The 18,248-nt window shown below is 39.5% G+C and carries 17 protein-coding genes and 2 pseudogenes; 11 read left to right on the top strand and 8 right to left on the bottom strand.

Features of this window, described 5'->3' with window-relative positions:
* From L650_RS0104155 to L650_RS0104145, 3 genes are all read right to left on the bottom strand, one after another.
* A partial coding sequence (locus L650_RS0104155; RefSeq protein ID WP_029772293.1) for a carbohydrate ABC transporter permease occupies window positions 1-826 on the bottom strand: 826 nt, incomplete at its 3' end.
* A 118-nt stretch (window positions 827-944) separates the two neighbouring features.
* Window positions 945-2,249, bottom strand: a complete 1,305-nt coding sequence (locus tag L650_RS0104150) for an ABC transporter substrate-binding protein (RefSeq protein WP_029772292.1) — start codon at window positions 2,247-2,249, stop codon at window positions 945-947.
* A gap of 139 nt (window positions 2,250-2,388) precedes the next feature.
* Window positions 2,389-3,711, bottom strand: coding sequence for a hypothetical protein (locus tag L650_RS0104145; RefSeq protein ID WP_029772291.1), 1,323 nt, complete (start codon window positions 3,709-3,711; stop codon window positions 2,389-2,391).
* A 466-nt stretch (window positions 3,712-4,177) separates the two neighbouring features.
* Here L650_RS0104145 and L650_RS0104135 point away from each other — a divergent pair, with 466 nt between their 5' ends.
* The 5 genes and pseudogenes from L650_RS0104135 (at window position 4,178) to L650_RS0104115 (ending at window position 9,753) form a co-directional block, all read left to right on the top strand.
* Window positions 4,178-4,561: a response regulator gene (locus tag L650_RS0104135; protein ID WP_029772290.1), complete on the top strand. Its 384-nt coding sequence runs from the start codon at window positions 4,178-4,180 to the stop codon at window positions 4,559-4,561.
* A 12-nt stretch (window positions 4,562-4,573) separates the two neighbouring features.
* Entirely contained in the window at window positions 4,574-5,479 is a 906-nt protein-coding gene (locus tag L650_RS0104130) for an AAA family ATPase (protein WP_029772289.1), read from the top strand.
* Window positions 5,463-6,476 (top strand): DUF58 domain-containing protein, encoded by a 1,014-nt coding sequence (locus L650_RS0104125; RefSeq protein WP_029772288.1) that lies wholly within the window; start codon window positions 5,463-5,465, stop codon window positions 6,474-6,476. The genes L650_RS0104130 and L650_RS0104125 overlap by 17 nt, the downstream gene beginning before the upstream one ends.
* Window positions 6,469-8,430: a transglutaminaseTgpA domain-containing protein gene (locus L650_RS0104120; protein WP_029772287.1), complete on the top strand. Its 1,962-nt coding sequence runs from the start codon at window positions 6,469-6,471 to the stop codon at window positions 8,428-8,430. The genes L650_RS0104125 and L650_RS0104120 overlap by 8 nt, the downstream gene beginning before the upstream one ends.
* An 8-nt stretch (window positions 8,431-8,438) precedes the next feature.
* Window positions 8,439-9,753: pseudogene (locus L650_RS0104115) on the top strand (Na+/H+ antiporter family protein).
* Window positions 9,754-9,965: 212 nt separating this feature from the next.
* Here L650_RS0104115 and L650_RS0104110 read toward each other — a convergent pair.
* The 3 genes from L650_RS0104110 to L650_RS0104100 are packed head-to-tail and all read right to left on the bottom strand — an operon-like array spanning window position 9,966 to window position 12,071.
* A complete protein-coding gene (locus tag L650_RS0104110; RefSeq protein ID WP_029772286.1) occupies window positions 9,966-10,397 on the bottom strand; it encodes an acyl-CoA thioesterase in 432 nt (143 codons plus the stop codon).
* Between the two features lie 5 nt (window positions 10,398-10,402).
* Window positions 10,403-11,221, bottom strand: a complete 819-nt coding sequence (locus L650_RS0104105) for a M23 family metallopeptidase (protein ID WP_029772285.1) — start codon at window positions 11,219-11,221, stop codon at window positions 10,403-10,405.
* Entirely contained in the window at window positions 11,214-12,071 is an 858-nt protein-coding gene (locus L650_RS0104100; protein WP_029772284.1) for a 6-carboxytetrahydropterin synthase, read from the bottom strand. Before L650_RS0104100 ends, L650_RS0104105 begins: the two co-directional genes overlap by 8 nt.
* Before the next feature lie 204 nt (window positions 12,072-12,275).
* Here L650_RS0104100 and fabA point away from each other — a divergent pair, with 204 nt between their 5' ends.
* Complete coding sequence (fabA, locus tag L650_RS0104090) at window positions 12,276-12,791, top strand: bifunctional 3-hydroxydecanoyl-ACP dehydratase/trans-2-decenoyl-ACP isomerase (RefSeq protein WP_004586523.1); 516 nt, start codon at window positions 12,276-12,278, stop codon at window positions 12,789-12,791.
* A gap of 66 nt (window positions 12,792-12,857) precedes the next feature.
* On the opposite strand, the gene rmf is transcribed toward fabA, so the two are convergent.
* Window positions 12,858-13,028, bottom strand: a complete 171-nt coding sequence (rmf, locus tag L650_RS0104085; protein ID WP_004586522.1) for a ribosome modulation factor — start codon at window positions 13,026-13,028, stop codon at window positions 12,858-12,860.
* 609 nt (window positions 13,029-13,637) lie between these two features.
* Between rmf and L650_RS0104075 the strand changes: the two genes are divergently transcribed.
* The 3 genes from L650_RS0104075 (at window position 13,638) to L650_RS0104065 (ending at window position 15,800) form a co-directional block, all read left to right on the top strand.
* On the top strand, window positions 13,638-14,270 hold the full coding sequence (locus tag L650_RS0104075; RefSeq protein ID WP_029772282.1) for a TetR/AcrR family transcriptional regulator: 633 nt from the start codon (window positions 13,638-13,640) through the stop codon (window positions 14,268-14,270).
* A gap of 50 nt (window positions 14,271-14,320) precedes the next feature.
* Complete coding sequence (locus L650_RS0104070) at window positions 14,321-15,310, top strand: MDR family oxidoreductase (protein WP_029772281.1); 990 nt, start codon at window positions 14,321-14,323, stop codon at window positions 15,308-15,310.
* A gap of 73 nt (window positions 15,311-15,383) precedes the next feature.
* Window positions 15,384-15,800: a VF530 family DNA-binding protein gene (locus L650_RS0104065; protein ID WP_004586518.1), complete on the top strand. Its 417-nt coding sequence runs from the start codon at window positions 15,384-15,386 to the stop codon at window positions 15,798-15,800.
* 255 nt (window positions 15,801-16,055) lie between these two features.
* Here the strand turns inward: L650_RS0104065 and L650_RS0104060 are convergent, their stop codons facing one another.
* Window positions 16,056-16,487 carry a DUF3859 domain-containing protein gene (locus L650_RS0104060; RefSeq protein ID WP_004586517.1) on the bottom strand — a complete coding sequence of 144 codons (432 nt, stop codon included), beginning with the start codon at window positions 16,485-16,487 and terminating at the stop codon, window positions 16,056-16,058.
* A gap of 164 nt (window positions 16,488-16,651) precedes the next feature.
* Here L650_RS0104060 and L650_RS0104055 point away from each other — a divergent pair.
* Together L650_RS0104055 and L650_RS0104050 are read left to right on the top strand one after the other, a co-directional pair.
* Window positions 16,652-17,646: pseudogene (locus L650_RS0104055) on the top strand (YHYH protein).
* A gap of 23 nt (window positions 17,647-17,669) precedes the next feature.
* Window positions 17,670-18,194, top strand: a complete 525-nt coding sequence (locus L650_RS0104050) for a hypothetical protein (protein ID WP_085065423.1) — start codon at window positions 17,670-17,672, stop codon at window positions 18,192-18,194.
* Window positions 18,195-18,248: the final 54 nt, after the last annotated feature.

Here is an 18,248-nt window from a genome sequence, read left to right as displayed (position 1 = left end):
CAATATTGGCAATAATTACTGCAACTATGCCCCCTGCTGAGCCCCCGCCTACATCAAATTGTAATAACGATTGGGTGTAAATTAAGTAAGTAATATTGGTTGATGCATACCCAGGCCCGCCACTGGTTGTCACTAAAATTTCTGCAAAAATAGAAAGTAAAAATATAGTTTCAATTAAAATAACAGCGGTAACAGCGCGTGATAAATGCGGCAGCACGATGTAAAAAAACTTACTAAAAGGCCCTGCACCATCTAAATCGGCAGCTTCGAGTTGTTCGCGGTCAAGGGATTGAATTGCCGTGAGTAATATCAACGCTGCAAACGGTAACCACTGCCAAGAAACAATAATAATGATTGAAAACAAAGGCATTTGCGCAAAAAAGTCGATAGGTTCAAACCCGAGCCAAATTGCAAAGTGTGCAAATAATCCGTTTACAGGGTTCATAAACATGTTTTTCCACACCAAAGCCGATACGGTTGGCATAACAAAAAATGGGGCGAGAACCATAATACGAACATAGTTTCGCCCCCATATTGCTTGGTCGAGGAGAACAGCTAAACCGATACCACCACAAATTGTGATAGCTAATACACCCGTTACTAAATAAAGGGTATTAAAAAAGGATTCAACAAACGCGGGATCTGTTAAAAAAAACTCGTAGTTTAAAAAGCCTACAAATTCGCGTTCACCAGGAATAAGTAAGTTGTAATCTACAAACGAGAAATAGAGTGTCATGCACAGCGGCACTATCATCCATCCTAGTAATAAAATTACACTAGGAAATAGCATTATGCGTGCAAGCGTACGAGACTGTGTAGTTGCCATATCAGTGACCTTCAAAAAGTCAGCATTAACCTTAGCAACAACGACAAACGGCTACTAGATAACATGCTAATGCTGACGAAAAATACGAGGTAAGCGTTAAACTTACCCGCCTACTTATTTATTTTGGGTAGCGTGCTTTACGCATTGTGCGCTCAACTAGGCGTTGTGATGTGTTAAGCGCTTGCTCAACAGTCATTTGCCCAGTAAGTGCAGCGGAAAACTGCTGCCCAACAGCAGTGCCAATTCCTTGAAATTCAGGGATAGCAACAAACTGAATGCCAACATAAGGCACGGGTTTAACAGTAGGGTTTTTCGGGTCGGCCGAATTAATAGAATCAAGCGTTATTTGTGCAAACGGTGCTGCATTCATGTATTGCTCGTTTTCATAAAGTGATGCGCGAGTACCCGGCGGTACTTTTGCCCAGCCTTTGTTATCGGCAACTAATTGGCTGTACTCTTTTGATGTAGCCCAGCTAATAAATTTCATTGCAGCATCAGATTTTTTACTGCTAGAAGGAATTGCAAGTGTCCATGACCATAGCCAGTTACCGCGTTTACCTAAGCCATTATCTGGTGCAAGTGCAAAGCCTACTTTATCAGCGACTTCAGAATCTTTTTTATTGGTTACAAATGCGCCAGCAACCGTTGCATCAATCCAAATACCACATTTACCCGTTTGAAATAACGCTAGGTTTTCGTTAAACCCATTCGCTGACGAACCCGCAGGACCAGACTCTTTCATAACATCTACATAGTACTGGAGTGTGGCTTTCCACTCAGGGGTGTTAAATTGTGGTTTCCAATTTTCATCAAACCAGCGAGCGCCAAACGAATTTGCCATTGAAGTAATTAAAGCAACATTTTCGCCCCAACCTGCTTTACCACGTAAGCAAAGGCCATAAACACCTTCATCTTTATTGGTCATCGCTTTTGCAGCTTTTTGAATAAAGCTCCACGTAGGCGCGTTTGGCATTTCTAGGCCGGCTTTTTCCATTAGGTCTGTACGGTACATAACCATAGAGCTTTCGCCATAAAATGGGGCCGCGTATAATTTGTTATCTATGGTTAAACCACTGCGAATAGCCGGTAGTAAGTCATCAACGTCGTAATTTTCACCTAGGTTATCAAGCTCAGTTAGCCAGTTTTGTTTACCCCAAATTGGCACTTCATATGTGCCAATTGTCATTACATCGTATTGGCCGCCTTTTGTGGCAACATCGGTTGTTACACGTTGACGTAAAATATTTTCTTCTAGTGTTACCCATTTTAATGAAATATCTGGGTTTTGTTCTTCAAAATGATTGCTTAGCTCTTTCATGGTGATCATGTCACCATTATTAACAGTGGCAATGGTTATGGTTTCTTTAGCGGCTACGTTAATAGCCATAACTGAACACGCGAGCATTAATAATTTAGTTTTCATCGGGTTAACCCTCATAAATATGTTAAATGACGCTTAAAAAATAACTGTAAAGCGCCTTAGTAAATAAAGCGGTGAGTAATTTCAACGTATTTACAGCGCTGAAATTACCTTTAAACCAAACAGTAAGTTAGTAAGCTATTTAAAATTTAACTGAGATTTCTGAGGTGAAACCGTCAAAACCACGACCAATTTGGCCGCCTGAGTTTGCGCCTTCTTCTTGGTTTACATACTCAACTTTTAAAAGTGTAGAATCTGTAAACCAGTAACCTGCGGCTACTTGTAGGCGCTCAACGGTGTTATCGTTTTGGCTGATTAAATCGGAAGTGTTTTCTGACTCTGCATAGCGTGCGGCTACGTAAAGTTTTTCAGGAATGATATATTGCTGTGCTTCAACTGCGTAATATTCTACTGAGCTTTCGCCTTTAATTACACTGTTAGAATCAAACGTGGTACCGTTTTCGTCTGCCACGCCATCTGTACCAAAGTAGGTAATACCTGCCACTGCGTTACCTGCAGAGTCTGCAAAGGTGTAATCGTCAGACGATTTACCCAACATTAAAATGATGCTGGTTTGATCTGATGGCTGATACGCTAAATTTAATTGAATGATAGACTGATCAAGCCCTGGCATAACACCTACGTGAGTATCACGTTCGCTTGAAGGAGAAGCCGAAAAGTTATAGTTTTCGCCATCACCAAAACGGTAATTTGTTGTTGTGAGTCCATCTAAGCTCGCTACGCCATTTTCAAAACGAAGTTGGTCGCCTTGGTTAGCTTGTAAGTAATTTAAGCCAACTTTAAAGCCACCTTCAAACTCTAATGTACCTTGTAAGCGGTAATTAAAGCCTCTATCTTCTTGAAATGCTTCGCCAAAGCTTGATGTAGTAATGTGACCTGCCACGTTATAAGAGCGAAGTACACCACTGTCAAAAGTTTCTGTGTAGCTTAATTGTGCACCGTTTTCTGCGGTTGCGTAGTCGTTAATGCCGTTACCAATTAAGGCATTACCTTGGTTATCTGCGCCGTCTTGAAAACCTTTAAACTGAAATGGAGACGCGCCAATATTACCTAAACGAAGCGTTAAATTTTCGTTTTCGTTTGGTGTCCCGTATAAGCCAAGTAAATCAAATTCAATACCTGCAAAGTCGTTATGGAACGAAAAATCACGGTCGCCGCCGCCAAAATCGTTTGGCTCTTCGGCTATATCAATGTCGGCAGTAATGTATTCATTTATATGAAACTTAAGCATTAAGTTAGCTCTGATACGGCCAAAACCTGATGATTGCTCTTCATCTCCAGGACGAAATGCACCGTCTTTAGCTTGAATAGACTGAAAGTTTTGCATTGCTAGAAAGTTAACGTCAAGGCGGTCAAAGTAATCTGACATTTCTGCTTGTGCAGGCGCCGCCAACGCTGCTGCTACTAAAGTTAGCGCAAATTTAGCTTTCTTATTATTTAACATAATGAACTCTCTATTTAGTGTGTTGTGTATTTTCAGTGTGCAGCTAAAGCAAATGGGCATTTTATTTAAATGTGTTTTTAAACTTCGTAATGAGCATTAGCTCAGCTAATGAGCATAATCACAAATGAATAATGTAACGTCAACATCTTTTATTACAAAACATTTACATGAAATCGTGTTTATAAAAATTTACATTTATAAACAAGGGTTTAATAGTTTTGAATTCCAAAATAAAATTCCCAGCTATGACTAAAGTCTTATTTAAAATGTTCTGTAAAGGGCTATTGAAGAGCGTTATTTAACATTTATTAACCAATTAAATGGTGTGGGCGTTTAATTAATACGGCAGGTTTAGGCGCGTAAAAGCGCTAATTGGTTGTTTTTTGATTTACTTTCTTGAGCTTATACAGTGCTTAGCATAAAATTAAATTACTTTAGATGTATAAAAAATAGAAGTAATTAACATATGGAATTTGTGCGCCCGCTTGAGCCTATACTTATTATTGATGACGTTAAGGAAATACGTGACTACCTAAACCAAATATTAACGGAGCTAGGCTTTGAAGATATTTTAGAAAGCAACGATTACCTTTCTGCAAAACCCCTTCTTGATAAAAAATCACCCAATGTCATATTTTTGGATGTGGACTTACCTGATTCTGAAAGCTCTGATATTCTAGAACATATTAATGATAGCTACCCTCACGCTCACGTTGTTATGTGCTCGGGTCATAACACCCTTGAAAACGTGCAAAACACATGGGAATTAGGCGCTAAAGGCTTTATAGAAAAACCTTTTAACGCTAAAAAAGTTAATTCTGTTATGAAGCGCCTCGAACTAAGCGAATAATATAAGGTCAGTATGCAAAGCACTGTTACGGCAATTATCGACGATTTATCGAGTGTTATTTTTGGAAAAAAACAACAAATAAAACTAGCACTCACCTGCTTATTCAGTGAAGGACATTTACTGATAGAAGATTTACCCGGTATGGGCAAAACTACGCTCTCACATGCACTTGCTGCTGTGCTTGGGCTGTCGTATCAGCGTATACAATTTACAAGCGATCTTTTACCTGCCGATATTTTAGGAACTAATGTATTTAACGCTAATGAGCACACGTTTACATTTCATAAAGGGCCGATTTTTAGCCAAGTTGTATTAGCAGATGAAATAAACCGCGCGGGCCCTAAAACGCAAAGTGCATTGCTTGAGGCGATGGAAGAGCAGCAAGTTACAGTAGATGGTACTAAGTACACATTACCAAATCCTTTTTTTGTAATTGCCACGCAAAACCCGCTTTATCAGTCGGGTACTTACCCACTTCCAGAATCGCAGTTAGATCGATTTTTAATGCGCATAAGTTTGGGTTTTCCTCCTAAAGAGGCTGAAAAACAACTTATTTTAAACATTAAACCGCGAGACTACAGCCAATTACCACAAAGAATAGACGCTAAGCAGCTACAACAAATTCAAACCTTAATTAACCAAATTGTGATAAGTAGCCCTGTAATCGATTACATTATTGAATTAGTAACGCATACTCGTCAAAGCGCTGCATTTGCAGGCTCGCTCTCTCCTCGGGCAAGTATGGCGCTTGCCAAAGCGGCTAAGTCGTGGGCATTTATTGAAGGGCGAGAGTTTGTAACCCCTGACGATGTACAAGCAGTATTTGCAAGTGTGTGCCAACACCGCTTAGGACTGCATAACGAGTCGGGAGAAGCACAAGTAAATGAAATCTTAAAAACCGTTGCTGTGCCAGTTTAACGTGTTATTTAAAAAAAAAGCCCAAAAGGTCAGTATATTAGGCGCATTAAAAAAGCGCATACTTAATAAACTACTTAAAAACAAGCATTCAAAGCAATCCATTACGCTAGCTCATAACAATATTTATGTAGTGCCCTCGCAGCTCGGCTTTTACTTTATTATTGTGGCTATTTTAAATTTTGTTATGGGCATTAATTATCAAAATAACTTAATTTTGGTGATGGCTTATTTAATGTTTGTGGTGATGATTATTGCTGTGCTGCTTGGTTATACAAACGCCAAAGGGCTAAAAGTTGAATATATAAAAAGTTTTGCCAGCTTCTCACCAAATAAAGGCTCGGTTAAGTTTATTTTAAAAGCCCCTACACTTACGCAATCAGTATCGCTTAGCTACTCGAGTGACCCAGAATACGCAAAGCAATTAACGCAAGTTACACCCAAAGACAACTCTTTAATTATTAACCTACCTTACAATACTCGCGGTAAATATACCCTTGAACGATTTAAAATACACAGTAATTACCCGTTTGGGCTGGTAAGCGTGTGGAGTTATATACAACCCAATGACTCTGTTTACGTTTACCCTGCGCCGGAGCATGTATTAAACGACACTTACAACAGTACGTTTGAACACACTACGCAAACAGGCAGTATTAAAGAGCCCGGCAGCGAAGAGTTTGATGAGCTGATTACGCATTTACCAGAAATGGGATTGCAGCGAATTTCATGGAAACATTACGCTAAATCGCAGCAGTTACTCGTAAAAGAATTTATAGATTATAAAAAGTCCGATATTGTTTTTGATTTTAACCTGCTAACGGGTAACACCGAGCAACGCTTGAGTCAGCTTTGCTTTTTAGTGTGTAATGCATGCGAAAACAACACGCCGTTTACACTAATTTTGCCCTCAGCAAGTTACAAAGCAACTAACGACACGCACGATAAATCACAGTGTTTAGCACTTCTGAGCGAATACGGCGGAGCAACTAATGGCTGAGCTATTAAATTACCGGGCAATTAATTTAGCAATGAGCTTTATATACGCCTGCTTATTTGCGTTTTATTTATCGCATATGCCCATACTGTTTATTGGGGTTTTATCGCTTTTATGCCTTTGGAACGTGTACTTAACACTGACTAACAACCCTAAACCTAACGCGTGGCTTGCAAATATTTTGGCTGGATTAGCCTTAATATTAATGATTTACACCATAGGTATAGGCGATACAGTCATATTGTTTGTTGCTATGTTATTGCTCTCTAGTATTTTTAAATTACTGCAGGCTAAAACAAAAAAACATTACCATATTATTGTCACACTCACGTTTTTTTCTATTTCATCGGCGTATTTGTTTAACCAAAGCATAATAACCACCTTAACCATGAGCACCCTATTTTTACTCAATTTTGCTGTATTGAGCTTAATTGAATCTTCTCATAGTTTAAAATTAGCCTCTAAACAAAGTGCTAAGCTGTTATTTATTGCTTTGCCCTTAGCTATATTTTTGTTGTTGTTTTTACCTAAAATGCCCGCTTTTTGGCAGTTACCTGGGCCCAAGCTTGCTAAAACAGGGCTTTCTGAACAGGTAGACCCGTTTGATATTGCAAAGCTGTCTAATTCTGATGAACTTGTTTTTAGAGCGCGTTTTGATAACGACACGCCCGCCTCACCTTATTATTGGCGAGCACTTGTGCACGATACCTTTGATGGTAAAGCGTGGAAAACATCTGATTTATTAAAATATAATAATCAAAGCGCAGATCCCAATAAACAAATTGCAGTACAAAATACCTACACAATTATTGCCGAGCCTGCTAATCAAAAATGGTTATATGGGCTTGATTACTCAACCAGTAACAATAAAGATGTTGAAAGTAATGCGCTGGGGCTACTTCGAAAAAAACAATATCAAGCTAAAAGCTTGCAGTATCAGGTATCAAGTGCAGCACTGAGTACTGAGCAACTTTCAGATTGGCAAACCGCTTATTACACACGCTTAAATAACCAAACAAACCAACAAGCAGCCAAGCTTGCTGCCAAACTTAAACAATCAACCACCTCGCAAAGCGACTTTTATAATGCATTGCTTAGCTACTTTTCTAAACAAGAATTTAGTTACACGTTAACCCCTGAGCCAATGACCGGTGACAGCACTATTGATCAATTTTTATTTGATAAAAAGCGCGGCTTTTGCGGCCATTACGCCAGTGCAGCAGCGTATATTTTTAGAAGCGCCGGTATTCCCGCGCGCTTGGCCAGCGGTTATTTAGGTGGCGAAAAAAACCAAACAAATAATTATTTATCGGTTCGCCAATACGATGCCCACGCTTGGGTTGAAGTGTATATTAATAATCAGTGGCAGATTTTTGATGCCACTGCGGTGGTCGCCCCCGAGCGGTTAAATGGTTCACTTTCGCAAAACGAAGAACTCAATGATGAATTTAAAAATAATCTCGATTTTGGTTTAGTGAGTTTAAGTAACTTTGCAGCCGTTAATTGGTTAAGGCTCAAACTAGAAACCTTTGATTACCAATGGACTAGCTGGGTACTTGGCTTTGACGAAGAAAAGCAAAGCAACTTTTTAAAATCACTTTTTGGTAGTAAACATCTTTGGTTGGTACCTTTAGCGGTTATTTTAGGGCTTGCTTTTAGCTTTGCTGCTTACTTTATTTATTTAAATTGGCCACGCAATAAAAGTAAACGCCCGCCGTTAGTTTCAGAATTTGAGGTAATTAAGCACTGGGCAGATAAAAACGACATAGCGGCGCCTAGTCATTATTCACCTAATCAGCAGTTAATATACTTTGCTGAGCAAAGCCCTAATGCTGCGGAACCTTTAAGCGAATTTAGCTATTTATTTAACCAAGTGCGCTACGCTAAAAAACCTTTTACTAAAGAACGTAAAAATCAGGCTAAAGATCTGATAAAATTAATTAAATCTTCAAAATAGAGAAAACTATGAATGCGGTTGTTATAGGCGTTATTTTAATGCTTGGGCTCTCCTTAGCCCGTGTAAATGTCATTGTAGCTATGATAATTAGTGCACTTGTAGCTGGTTTAACAGCGGGTTTAGGGATAAAAGAAAGTGTTGATGCATTTAATTCTGGCTTGTCGGCCGGCGCTGAAATTGCACTAAGTTACGCAATGTTAGGTGCCTTTGCAGTGGCTATTTCAAAATCGGGATTAACCCGTATCCTCGCCGAAAAGCTATTAAACAAAGTGAATGCACAAGGTGCTGGCAGCGAAACCTTTTTAAGCTATTTTATTTTATTAATTATATTAGGCTGCGCTATTTCATCTCAAAATTTAGTCCCTGTGCACATAGCCTTTATACCTATTTTAATCCCCCCTTTGCTCGTTGTGTTTAATCAACTACGTTTAGACCGCCGCGCCATTGCCTGTATATTAACGTTTGGTTTAGCTACCTCTTACATGGTATTGCCTTATGGATTTGGTGGCATTTACTTATACTCTATTTTGCATAAAAACTTAGTTGATAACGGCCTAGACATAGTTAACACACAAGTGCCTATGGCAATGATTATTCCTGCCTGCGGTATGTTGGTTGGGTTAATTATTGCGGTATTTATAAGTTACGCAAAACGCCGTGACTACCAAGCGCAACCGTTAACAACACAAAGCAAAGCTACCGACATTGAGAAACCAAAAAAAGTAATGATAGTAGGTTTGTTTGCTGTGCTTTCATCCTTGGTTGCACAAAACCTAAGTGGCTCTATGATATTAGGCGGCCTTGTTGGCGTAATGATATTTAGTGTATTTGGTGTTGTTAAGTGGGAAGAAAACGGCGACGTATTTAGTAAAGGCGTCGCCATGATGGCGATGATTGGCTTTATTATGATTTCGGCTCAAGGATTTGCCTCAGTAATGAAAGCAACCGGTGATGTAGCAAGTTTAGTTCACAGTGGCGCTGCATTATTTGATGGCAATAAGCCCCTCGCTGCGGCCTCTATTTTATTGGTGGGATTATTGATAACAATGGGTATTGGTAGTTCGTTTTCTACAGTGCCAATTATAGCTACCTTATTTGTGCCTTTATGTTTAGATTTAGGTTTCTCGGTTATGGCAACTGCGGCTTTAGNNNNGTGCATTAGGTGATGCGGGCTCTCCAGCCTCTGACTCTACACTTGGGCCAACATCTGGTTTAAATGCCGATGGTCAACATGACCATATACGAGATTCGGTGATCCCCACCTTTATACATTTTAATATTCCATTACTTATATTTGGTTGGATTGCGGCTATGGTGCTTTAACACCTCTGCACTTATAGTTTGTATAATTCATTATTTTTAAGGCATGTATTTCATGCCTTTTTTATACCTCCCTCTTTGCTGATCTAATCTATATATTTTTATAGTTGCTAAGATTGCTTTTACAATCAACTAGTATGATGTGTTCTTTTTATATAATTAAATAAGCACCTAATAAAGGTGCTTATTTAAAGGCCGCTTGCCTTAATATTTACTTATTCAAACCCGTAAATCATTTTATCGCACACAACCGGTGTCGGTCTGTGGTCATCATCTACGGCCACAAAGGTAAAGCTGCCTGAAATAGCCGAGTGCTTATCATCTTTATGCATGGTTTCTAAACAAATATCCACATCCACTTTAAGTGATGTATTGCCCACATGCACAACTTTAGCAATTAGCTCAGCAAAAGTACCCGCTGGAATAGCCTCTTTAAAATCAACTCTATCAGATGAAATAGTCACTAACGGCTTTCGGCAAAAACGAGTGGCGGCAATAAAAGCAACCTCGTCCATCCATGCTAACGCATCGCCACCAAATAATGTGTTGTGATGGTTAGTGCGCCCAGGAAACACCGTTTTAGTAACCGAGGTCGTTGAGTCTTCAATACGCTTTGCAATAATTGCATCGCGGTTAATGTCTGTCATAGTATCTACTTTTTATTAGCAAGCTTATCTTGCATCAATAATGCTGGGTCTAGGCGCTCGCCTTCCCAGTTAAAACGCCAATCAAGGTGTGGGCCTGTTACACGCCCTGTTGCACCTATTTCGGCAACTTTGTCGCCTTGGCTTATTGTATCGCCTACTTTTACATCTAATTTGCTTAAATGAATATATGTAGAGGTAACGCCATGGCCGTGGTCAATAATAAGCGTACCGCCAGAGTAGTATAAATCGGGGTCGGCAAACACCACGGTGCCACTAATCGGAGCATAAACAGGTGAGCCGGTTTTATTGGCAATATCTAAACCGAAATGTGGGCGTCGCGGTTCGCCGTTAAAATAACGTTGGCTACCATAAACACCCGATATACGCCCTTGTGCAGGCTTTAATACCGGCTCTAAAAAGTACTGTAAATCAGAGTTAACTGCGCGCGCTTTACGTATTGCTTGCGCCTCACGGCTAATACGTGCGCTTACTTCTTTAGGGGGCGACACATACTTTTTAGCCACACCGGTAATTTTATCAATTTTATAATCACGTTTAGTGATCATTAAATCTTGCGTGTGTGTTTTACCATTATTATCTACCCACGTAAGGACGTGTTTTGCTTTCGCATCGCGACCAAAGCCAAACACAAAATCGCCAGAGTCTGATAACTTTAATGTTTTACCATCTAGCGATACCGACTTTACATTTTCAAGCTTGCCAGTCACTAAGCCGCCCTGCGTTAGGTGCCCTTTTAGCTCAAGCGCTAATGCACTAAAGCTAGTTGTGGTTACAAGCGCTGTTGCTAAAAGAGTTTTAAGCATAACTAATCGATCCCTTTCCTACGCCTTCATATGCGGTAATTTTTACGTCTTTGTCGGGGTATTCTGCCTTAACTTGCTCAGCAAGGTGTTGAGCAATACATTCTACCGTTGTATCAACAGGTAAAATGTCACAGCGTGACTCGCTAATCGCCATTTCAAAGTAACCTTGTGCAGCGGTATAAGCAAAACACACATCATCGTTTTTAGCGCTTATGTGTTTTAATTCGCTTGCTGTGATTTGGTCTTCACGTGTGGCTAAGTAAATATCTTGCCATTTTTCTGCCCATTGCTTTTGTAAGCGTGGCATAGACATACCATCTAAACTAATACCAATTTGCGAACGATGGCCATGAATAATACGCTGACAGTTGCCATCGTGCTTTTTAAGGCCATGGCTGTAATGATAATAAAAACTTTGGCTGTGCTCTGGTTTAAGCGACAACTCAATTTTTTCAATGTTTCCTGGCAGTTTTGGTAAAATAGTGTCGATTAAAAATTCAGTCACTGATTCAACGCTAATTTCTGGCGCGTCTATCATGCAATAAGCTTGATGCGGAGCACTCATGGCTAAATGGTGGTTATCACCAAATGTGCAATCGAGCGTTTTGTGCGAATCAAATTCTTGTACTGTGCCATTTAAACCTTTAGCAATTGCTAATTTGTGATCTAAACAGTCGTCAATTATGCCTTTAATTTGCTTTTTAACTAAGCCAAAGTCTAACACCATAGACTCTTCATTTAGCTTGCCATGCAACGTTAAGTCAACAATCCAGCTCTCGCCAACGGCGCCGCGTTTGTTACATAAGTAAGAAAAATCAATCACTGTTAGTGAGTTAACAAAAAGGATCATAAACTTCCTTTAAACTGGTTATAAGTCAGGGGTAATTATAATGATTTCTGATTGTAATTGCGCGGTTTTATAGTGCAAAAAGCAATCGCCACTACTGATTGGCGATAAATCACGCAAAAAAGTGTTTTTTTCAACTGCTCCGAGTTGTTTAGCGTACAAGTGTACGCTAAAGTACTTGGCAATTTCTAAGCGAAGATAAGTGTTATGGAACCTAAAAATAGCTATACAAAAGAAGATTTGATCCTATGTGGTCAAGGTGAAATGTTTGGTGAAGGTAACTGCCGTTTACCAAGCGACAACATGTTAATGATGGACCGTATTACTTCAATCACTGCTGATGGCGGCGAGCACGGTAAAGGCCAAATTGTAGCTGAGCTTGATATTGACCCAAGCCTATGGTTTTTCGATTGCCATTTTAAAGGCGACCCAGTTATGCCAGGTTGTTTAGGGCTAGATGCTATGTGGCAACTCGTTGGCTTTTTCTTAGGCTGGTCTGGTGGGCCTGGTTTAGGCCGTGCTTTAGGTGTGGGTGAAGTTAAATTTACCGGTCAAATTTTACCTACCGCTAAAAAAGTAACGTACCGCCTTGATATGAAACGTGTAATTAAGCGTAAATTATTTATGGGTATGGCTGATGGCACAGTTGAAGTAGATGGCCGCGTAATTTACGAAGCAAAAGATTTAAAAGTGGGCTTATTTCAAGACACAAGCGCATTCTAAAGTTAGTAATGTATGCAAAAAGGCCTCCAGTTGGAGGCCTTTTTACGTTAATTCTTATCTGATGAATTAGGTTTTATACATGTTTCGGTTTTCAATTGCTTCACGCCAACCGCCTAACCATTCAGACTTAGGATCGATTTGCTGATAAGGGCATAGCTCTTTTGAGCGTCCGGCTAAACCTGCTTTAAAACCTTGAGAATGAGCTCTTTCTAAACGATCTCTTTTTTGTCTCTTCATCGGTAATATCCTCACCTTTTTTAATTATAAATTTTGTAGCATTAGTGAAATCTACATTTAATGAATAGTTAATAAAAATGTTAAATTCAAATAGCAAAATTAATTAATTTGTTTGACATTAACTAACATGCTGATGCAAAAATAATTTAACATTAATAAAAACACAGTGGTCGTACCACCTCATTTCTTACTGCTTCTTTAATTTACAATACGGCTATCTAACCGCTTAAATGCACTTATGTGCTAAGGCGTGTTCTACTTTGCTGATTTAAATATATCCATTAGAGCGATTAAATAACTATTTAATGAAAGCAGCTAATGGGCAGCATATAGTTGGTATTTATGGTGCATTATCGCCTTATCTAAATGCCAAACACCACTGCAAATTTAACCAGCAAAAATTAACACGACCTATTTATCCGACACAGCTTTTTTGGCTAAGTTCCAAACAAAAATGTAATCATGACGATTTTATTGCAATTTGCCCTTTTGTTTAAAAAACAGCTTTAACGATTTATTTTTAAACAATTGGTATTTATGCTTGATTAATTAAAGTCGATCGGTCTAATATGGATTAACTATAAAAAAGGCTATTAGGGGTTACTTATAATGAACACTGCTCAGGCACCTGCACGGCGCGGAAGACCCCCTAAAATACCTCGCGAAAACGCCGATACCAAAGCGCACCTTATTAGGGTTGGACTAGAAACCTTAACCGAATTTGGTTTTAGCGCAACTGGCCTTGATACCATTTTAAAAAAAGCCGGCGTGCCTAAAGGCTCGTTTTATCATTACTTTAAAAGTAAAGAAGCGTTTGGTATTGCGTTAGTAAATGCCTACGATGACTACTTTATTACTAAGCTCAAAAAATATTTAACCGATAGCAATACCCCGCCCCTGGAGCGCTTAATTCACTTTACGCAAAGTGCCATTATGGGCATGCAAAAATACCAGTACAAACGCGGTTGTTTGGTCGGCAATTTAAATCAAGAGCTCAATCATTTAAGTGATGAATTTAAAATCCGCTTACTACAAAGCTACGTAGCATGGCAGCAGCAAGTGGAGCAGTGTTTAAATGAAGCACAGCAACAAGGCACGCTTGCTAAAACTGTTGATACGCAGCTTATGAGTGAATATTTTTGGATTGGCTGGGAAGGCGCCGTTATGCGCGCTAAACTTACCCAATCAAGTAAACCCCTTACGTTGTATACAGAAATGTTTTTACGCGCATTACTTACCTAATGCGCATTTTATTTAGCCATTAAAAACCGATCGGTCTAAAAGGATATGTTATGAGTAACTCAGTTAAAGCTATAGTAATTACGAAAGACGAAAACTACGCTGCAGCGCTTAGTGAAGTGCAGCAAAGTGACCTACCAGATCAAAACGTGCAACTTGATGTACTTTACAGCACGCTCAATTACAAAGATGGGCTAGCCATTACTGGTAAAGGCCCTGTTGTGCGCAGTTTTCCTATGGTGCCAGGCATCGATTTAGTGGGCAAAGTAAGTGAAACAAGTACGGATGAATTTACTGTTGGCGATAATGTAATTTTAAATGGCTTTGGTGTGGGCGAAAAACACTGGGGTGGCCTTGCACAAAAGGCATCGCTTAATAGTGATTGGTTAATACCCCTCCCTGCAGCGCTTTCGCCAAAACAAGCAATGCAAATTGGCACCGCAGGCTACACAGCAATGCTGAGTGTTATTGCCCTTGAAAAACAAGGCATCACTCCAAGTGATGGCGAAATATTAGTGACCGGTGCAAACGGCGGTGTTGGCAGCTTTGCCATTTATTTATTAAATCAGCTGGGCTATAACGTAACCGCTGCCACAGGAAGAATGGAGCAAAGCGATTACTTAAAAGAGCTAGGTGCGTCACAAATTATTAGCCGAGATGAGCTTTCAAACCCAGGTAAGCCACTTCAAAAAGAGCGCTTTGCGGGTGCTATAGATTCGGTAGGCAGCCACACACTTGCTAATATTTGTGCATCGCTTAAATACGGTGGCGTGGTTACTGCGTGTGGTTTAGCCCAAGGCATGGATTTACCCGCCTCTGTAGCGCCCTTTATTTTACGTGGTGTATCTTTAATTGGTATAGACAGCGTTATGCGCCCTAAAAAAGACAGAGTAGAAGCATGGGACAGACTAGCAAGCTTAGTTAAAGCCGATTACCTTGATAAAATTTCAACCGAAATTACACTTGAACAAGTAATCGAAAATGCCGAGCAACTTATGGAAGGTAAAATTCGCGGCCGCGTAGTTGTTAATTGCCAAAGTTAAGCAATTTTATCTATTAAAGCCTCGTTATTAAATTTATAATGGCATTTGTATTTTTATTAATGAGGCAACACCTATGAGCAACCAAGATCTTTACAGTAATAACCCACTGCAAGGCGTAAAATTAGAGCAAGTGGTTGAAGAACTGGTTGAGCAATATGGGTGGGAGCTACTACACGCTTATTTGCAATTAAACTGTTTTAAAAACAACCCAGATGTAAAATCGGCGGTTAAGTTTTTACGTAAAACACAATGGGCACAAGAAAAGGTAGATAACTTTTACCTATACCGCCTTAAAAACTTACCTAAACCCGACGATGTGCAATACGAATTACCGCCACGAGATAGAGTCATTCCTGCTGATCATAAACCGGGGGAGCCGTGCGAATTAAGTTTTAGTGATGCAAAGCGAATTATGGAAAAAAAGGCCACTAAACAACGCGCCAGGGCACGAAAACAACGCTCAAATGCAACTAACCCGTGGGGTAACTAAGTTAACCTCAACTCTGGATAATAAATCTATCTCTAGCAGCTATTTTCAGCGCTAACAGCGTTGAATTTACTTGCAATAGGCTAGCTATTGACGCGCAAATTCGCCTTGTTTTCACCGAAAACCGCTGGCTAGAGAATTAAGCTTAAAGATCATCATGATAAATTATGTTGGTATATCTCTTAACCAGAGTTCAGGTTAAGTTATATTTTTAAAGCCAATGTATATTGGCTTTTTTTAGCTCTGCAGTTTTAGGGCTTAGTAACCTCGTTTACGCCAAAAATCATTAACAGAGCCTTGCTCTTCAAGTGCAACGTTAAATGTTTTATCGGCAATAATTTTATTATTTAGGGTGAGTGTCATTCGCCAATCACCTAATTTATTTTCAATAGGCTCCCACAGCGTATCACCTAAATAAAACTGCCAGTCGTTCTCTTTAATGTATTCAACGCCTTCAAAGGGCGGCATTATTTCACCATTACTGTCTGGTATATCGGGGTGATAAATACAAAAGTGAAGTTTTTCGCCTTTTGCTTTTTTGATATTAATTATTAAACCAAATTCAACATCAAGCTTGGCAATTACATTGGTTGTAAACTGCTCAATTTGTGGCAATGCTTTACTTTTGCTATCCCATGTAGAATAAATCCCACAACTTTGAATCGACACCTCAGGTTTTGATTTTGCCATTACACCATTCTTTACTTTAGGCTGTTAATGCACTGATTTTATAATACATGCAGCTTAAGTAAAATCACCTGATTAACAAACATACTCAATGTTGATTTATTTTTGCACATTGCTTGCACATTTAAGATCAAAAATAGCGTCAATTAGTACTTAATTGGCTGTGTATGATGAATCACTCTCTATGTAATAAAGTTAAACTATTAAAAATTTCGTTTTTAAGCGCAGCAATTTCTTCTCTTGTTGCATGTGGCAGTGATGAGCAAAACCTAACAACCGCCACTGATGAAAGTACAAGTTCAAGCAGTGAAAGTACAACAGCAACAAGTGGCACCAGCTCAACCGAGCAAGTGCTATGTGAATACAGTTACAATGAATATAACGACTCAACATCAGTGCAAACCACCAGCTCTGCTGATTGGCATGCACAGGTACAACACGCGATGTAGTTGCTAATGGCATTCCAGATCATGATGTGGGCACGTTTCCTAATCCCGACAATCCAAACACCATTTCTGAGCAAACAGTGAGTGAGAGCTTTACGTTAACGCCTGAACAAAGCGATACCGCAACCTTAATGGGCGGCCCTCGAGGCGTGTTAGGCATAGTACTAAATGGCGTTAAAATTGATGCTGGTACCGGTGGCAGTTGTGATGACTCTGGCGATAATTGCTCGCTTGGCGATAACAGTGGCAACTGGAGTATTGAAGCACTAAGCCAAGATACCTTTAGTTTTGGTACTGACGATAACAACGCACACGTACAGCCCGATGGCACATATCATTATCATGGCATGCCTGAGGGATTTATCTCCCTTAGAGGCGGCAACAGCTCAACAATGACTCTAATTGCATGGGCGGCTGATGGGTTTCCTATTTATGCGCGTTATGGCTATAGCACCGCGGATGATGCAAGTTCGTCACTTAAAGTAATGACAGGTAGCTACCAACATATTAGTACTGTAAGCGATAACCGCCCTTCTACCGATATTTATCCACTGGGGACTTTTGCACAAGATTGGGAATATGTAGCTGGCTCTGGCGATTTAGATGAGTGTAATGGGCGCTTTGGTGTTACCCCTGAATTTCCACAAGGCATATACCATTACTATGCAACCGATACTTATCCGTTTTTTCAACGCTGTGTTAAAGGCGAGCTATAAATTTACTTATAGGCAAAGTGAGCATGATGAAATTACATAAAAAAGCACTGGTTGCGCTTATTTTAGTGGCCAACATTGTTATAGCACCGGTTGTTTATGCACATTTAATGGTGGCTCAACACGGAACATTAAACGTGATTGATAACCATGCCTTTATAGTACTCTCGCTACCTATTTCTGCATTTAATAACCTTGATGATGATTTAAATAAAAAAGTATCTATGGATGAATTTAACGCCCATAAAAAGCAAATCAGCAAAACTATAATGCGAGGGGTTTATTTAAACGATCATCATTATAAGTTTTCTTTAGAGGGCTTATTACTAAACCCTGAAGTGTCGCATACTGATACTAATAACATTGAGTACATAACGATTACGGGCCGATATACAGTGCCCAATATAAGCGCACAACTAAAATTAAACGTTAGGTTATTTAGTCAAAATTCTGATTTAAATAAGTACCACATTACTGCCACTAACAAACAGCAAAAAATGACTCATCAGTTTGACTTAACACCGCGTACGCCCTTTAGCACAGTGTTTTAAACTAACAATTAAGTAGCCAAGGGCAGACTTAATATTAAGCTGCCCTTTTTTAAT

Origin of the sequence: Pseudoalteromonas sp. TB51 (genome assembly GCF_000498055.1) — a bacterium.
GTDB lineage: Bacteria > Pseudomonadota > Gammaproteobacteria > Enterobacterales > Alteromonadaceae > Pseudoalteromonas > Pseudoalteromonas atlantica.
This window is presented reverse-complemented; position numbering and strand designations above follow the sequence as displayed.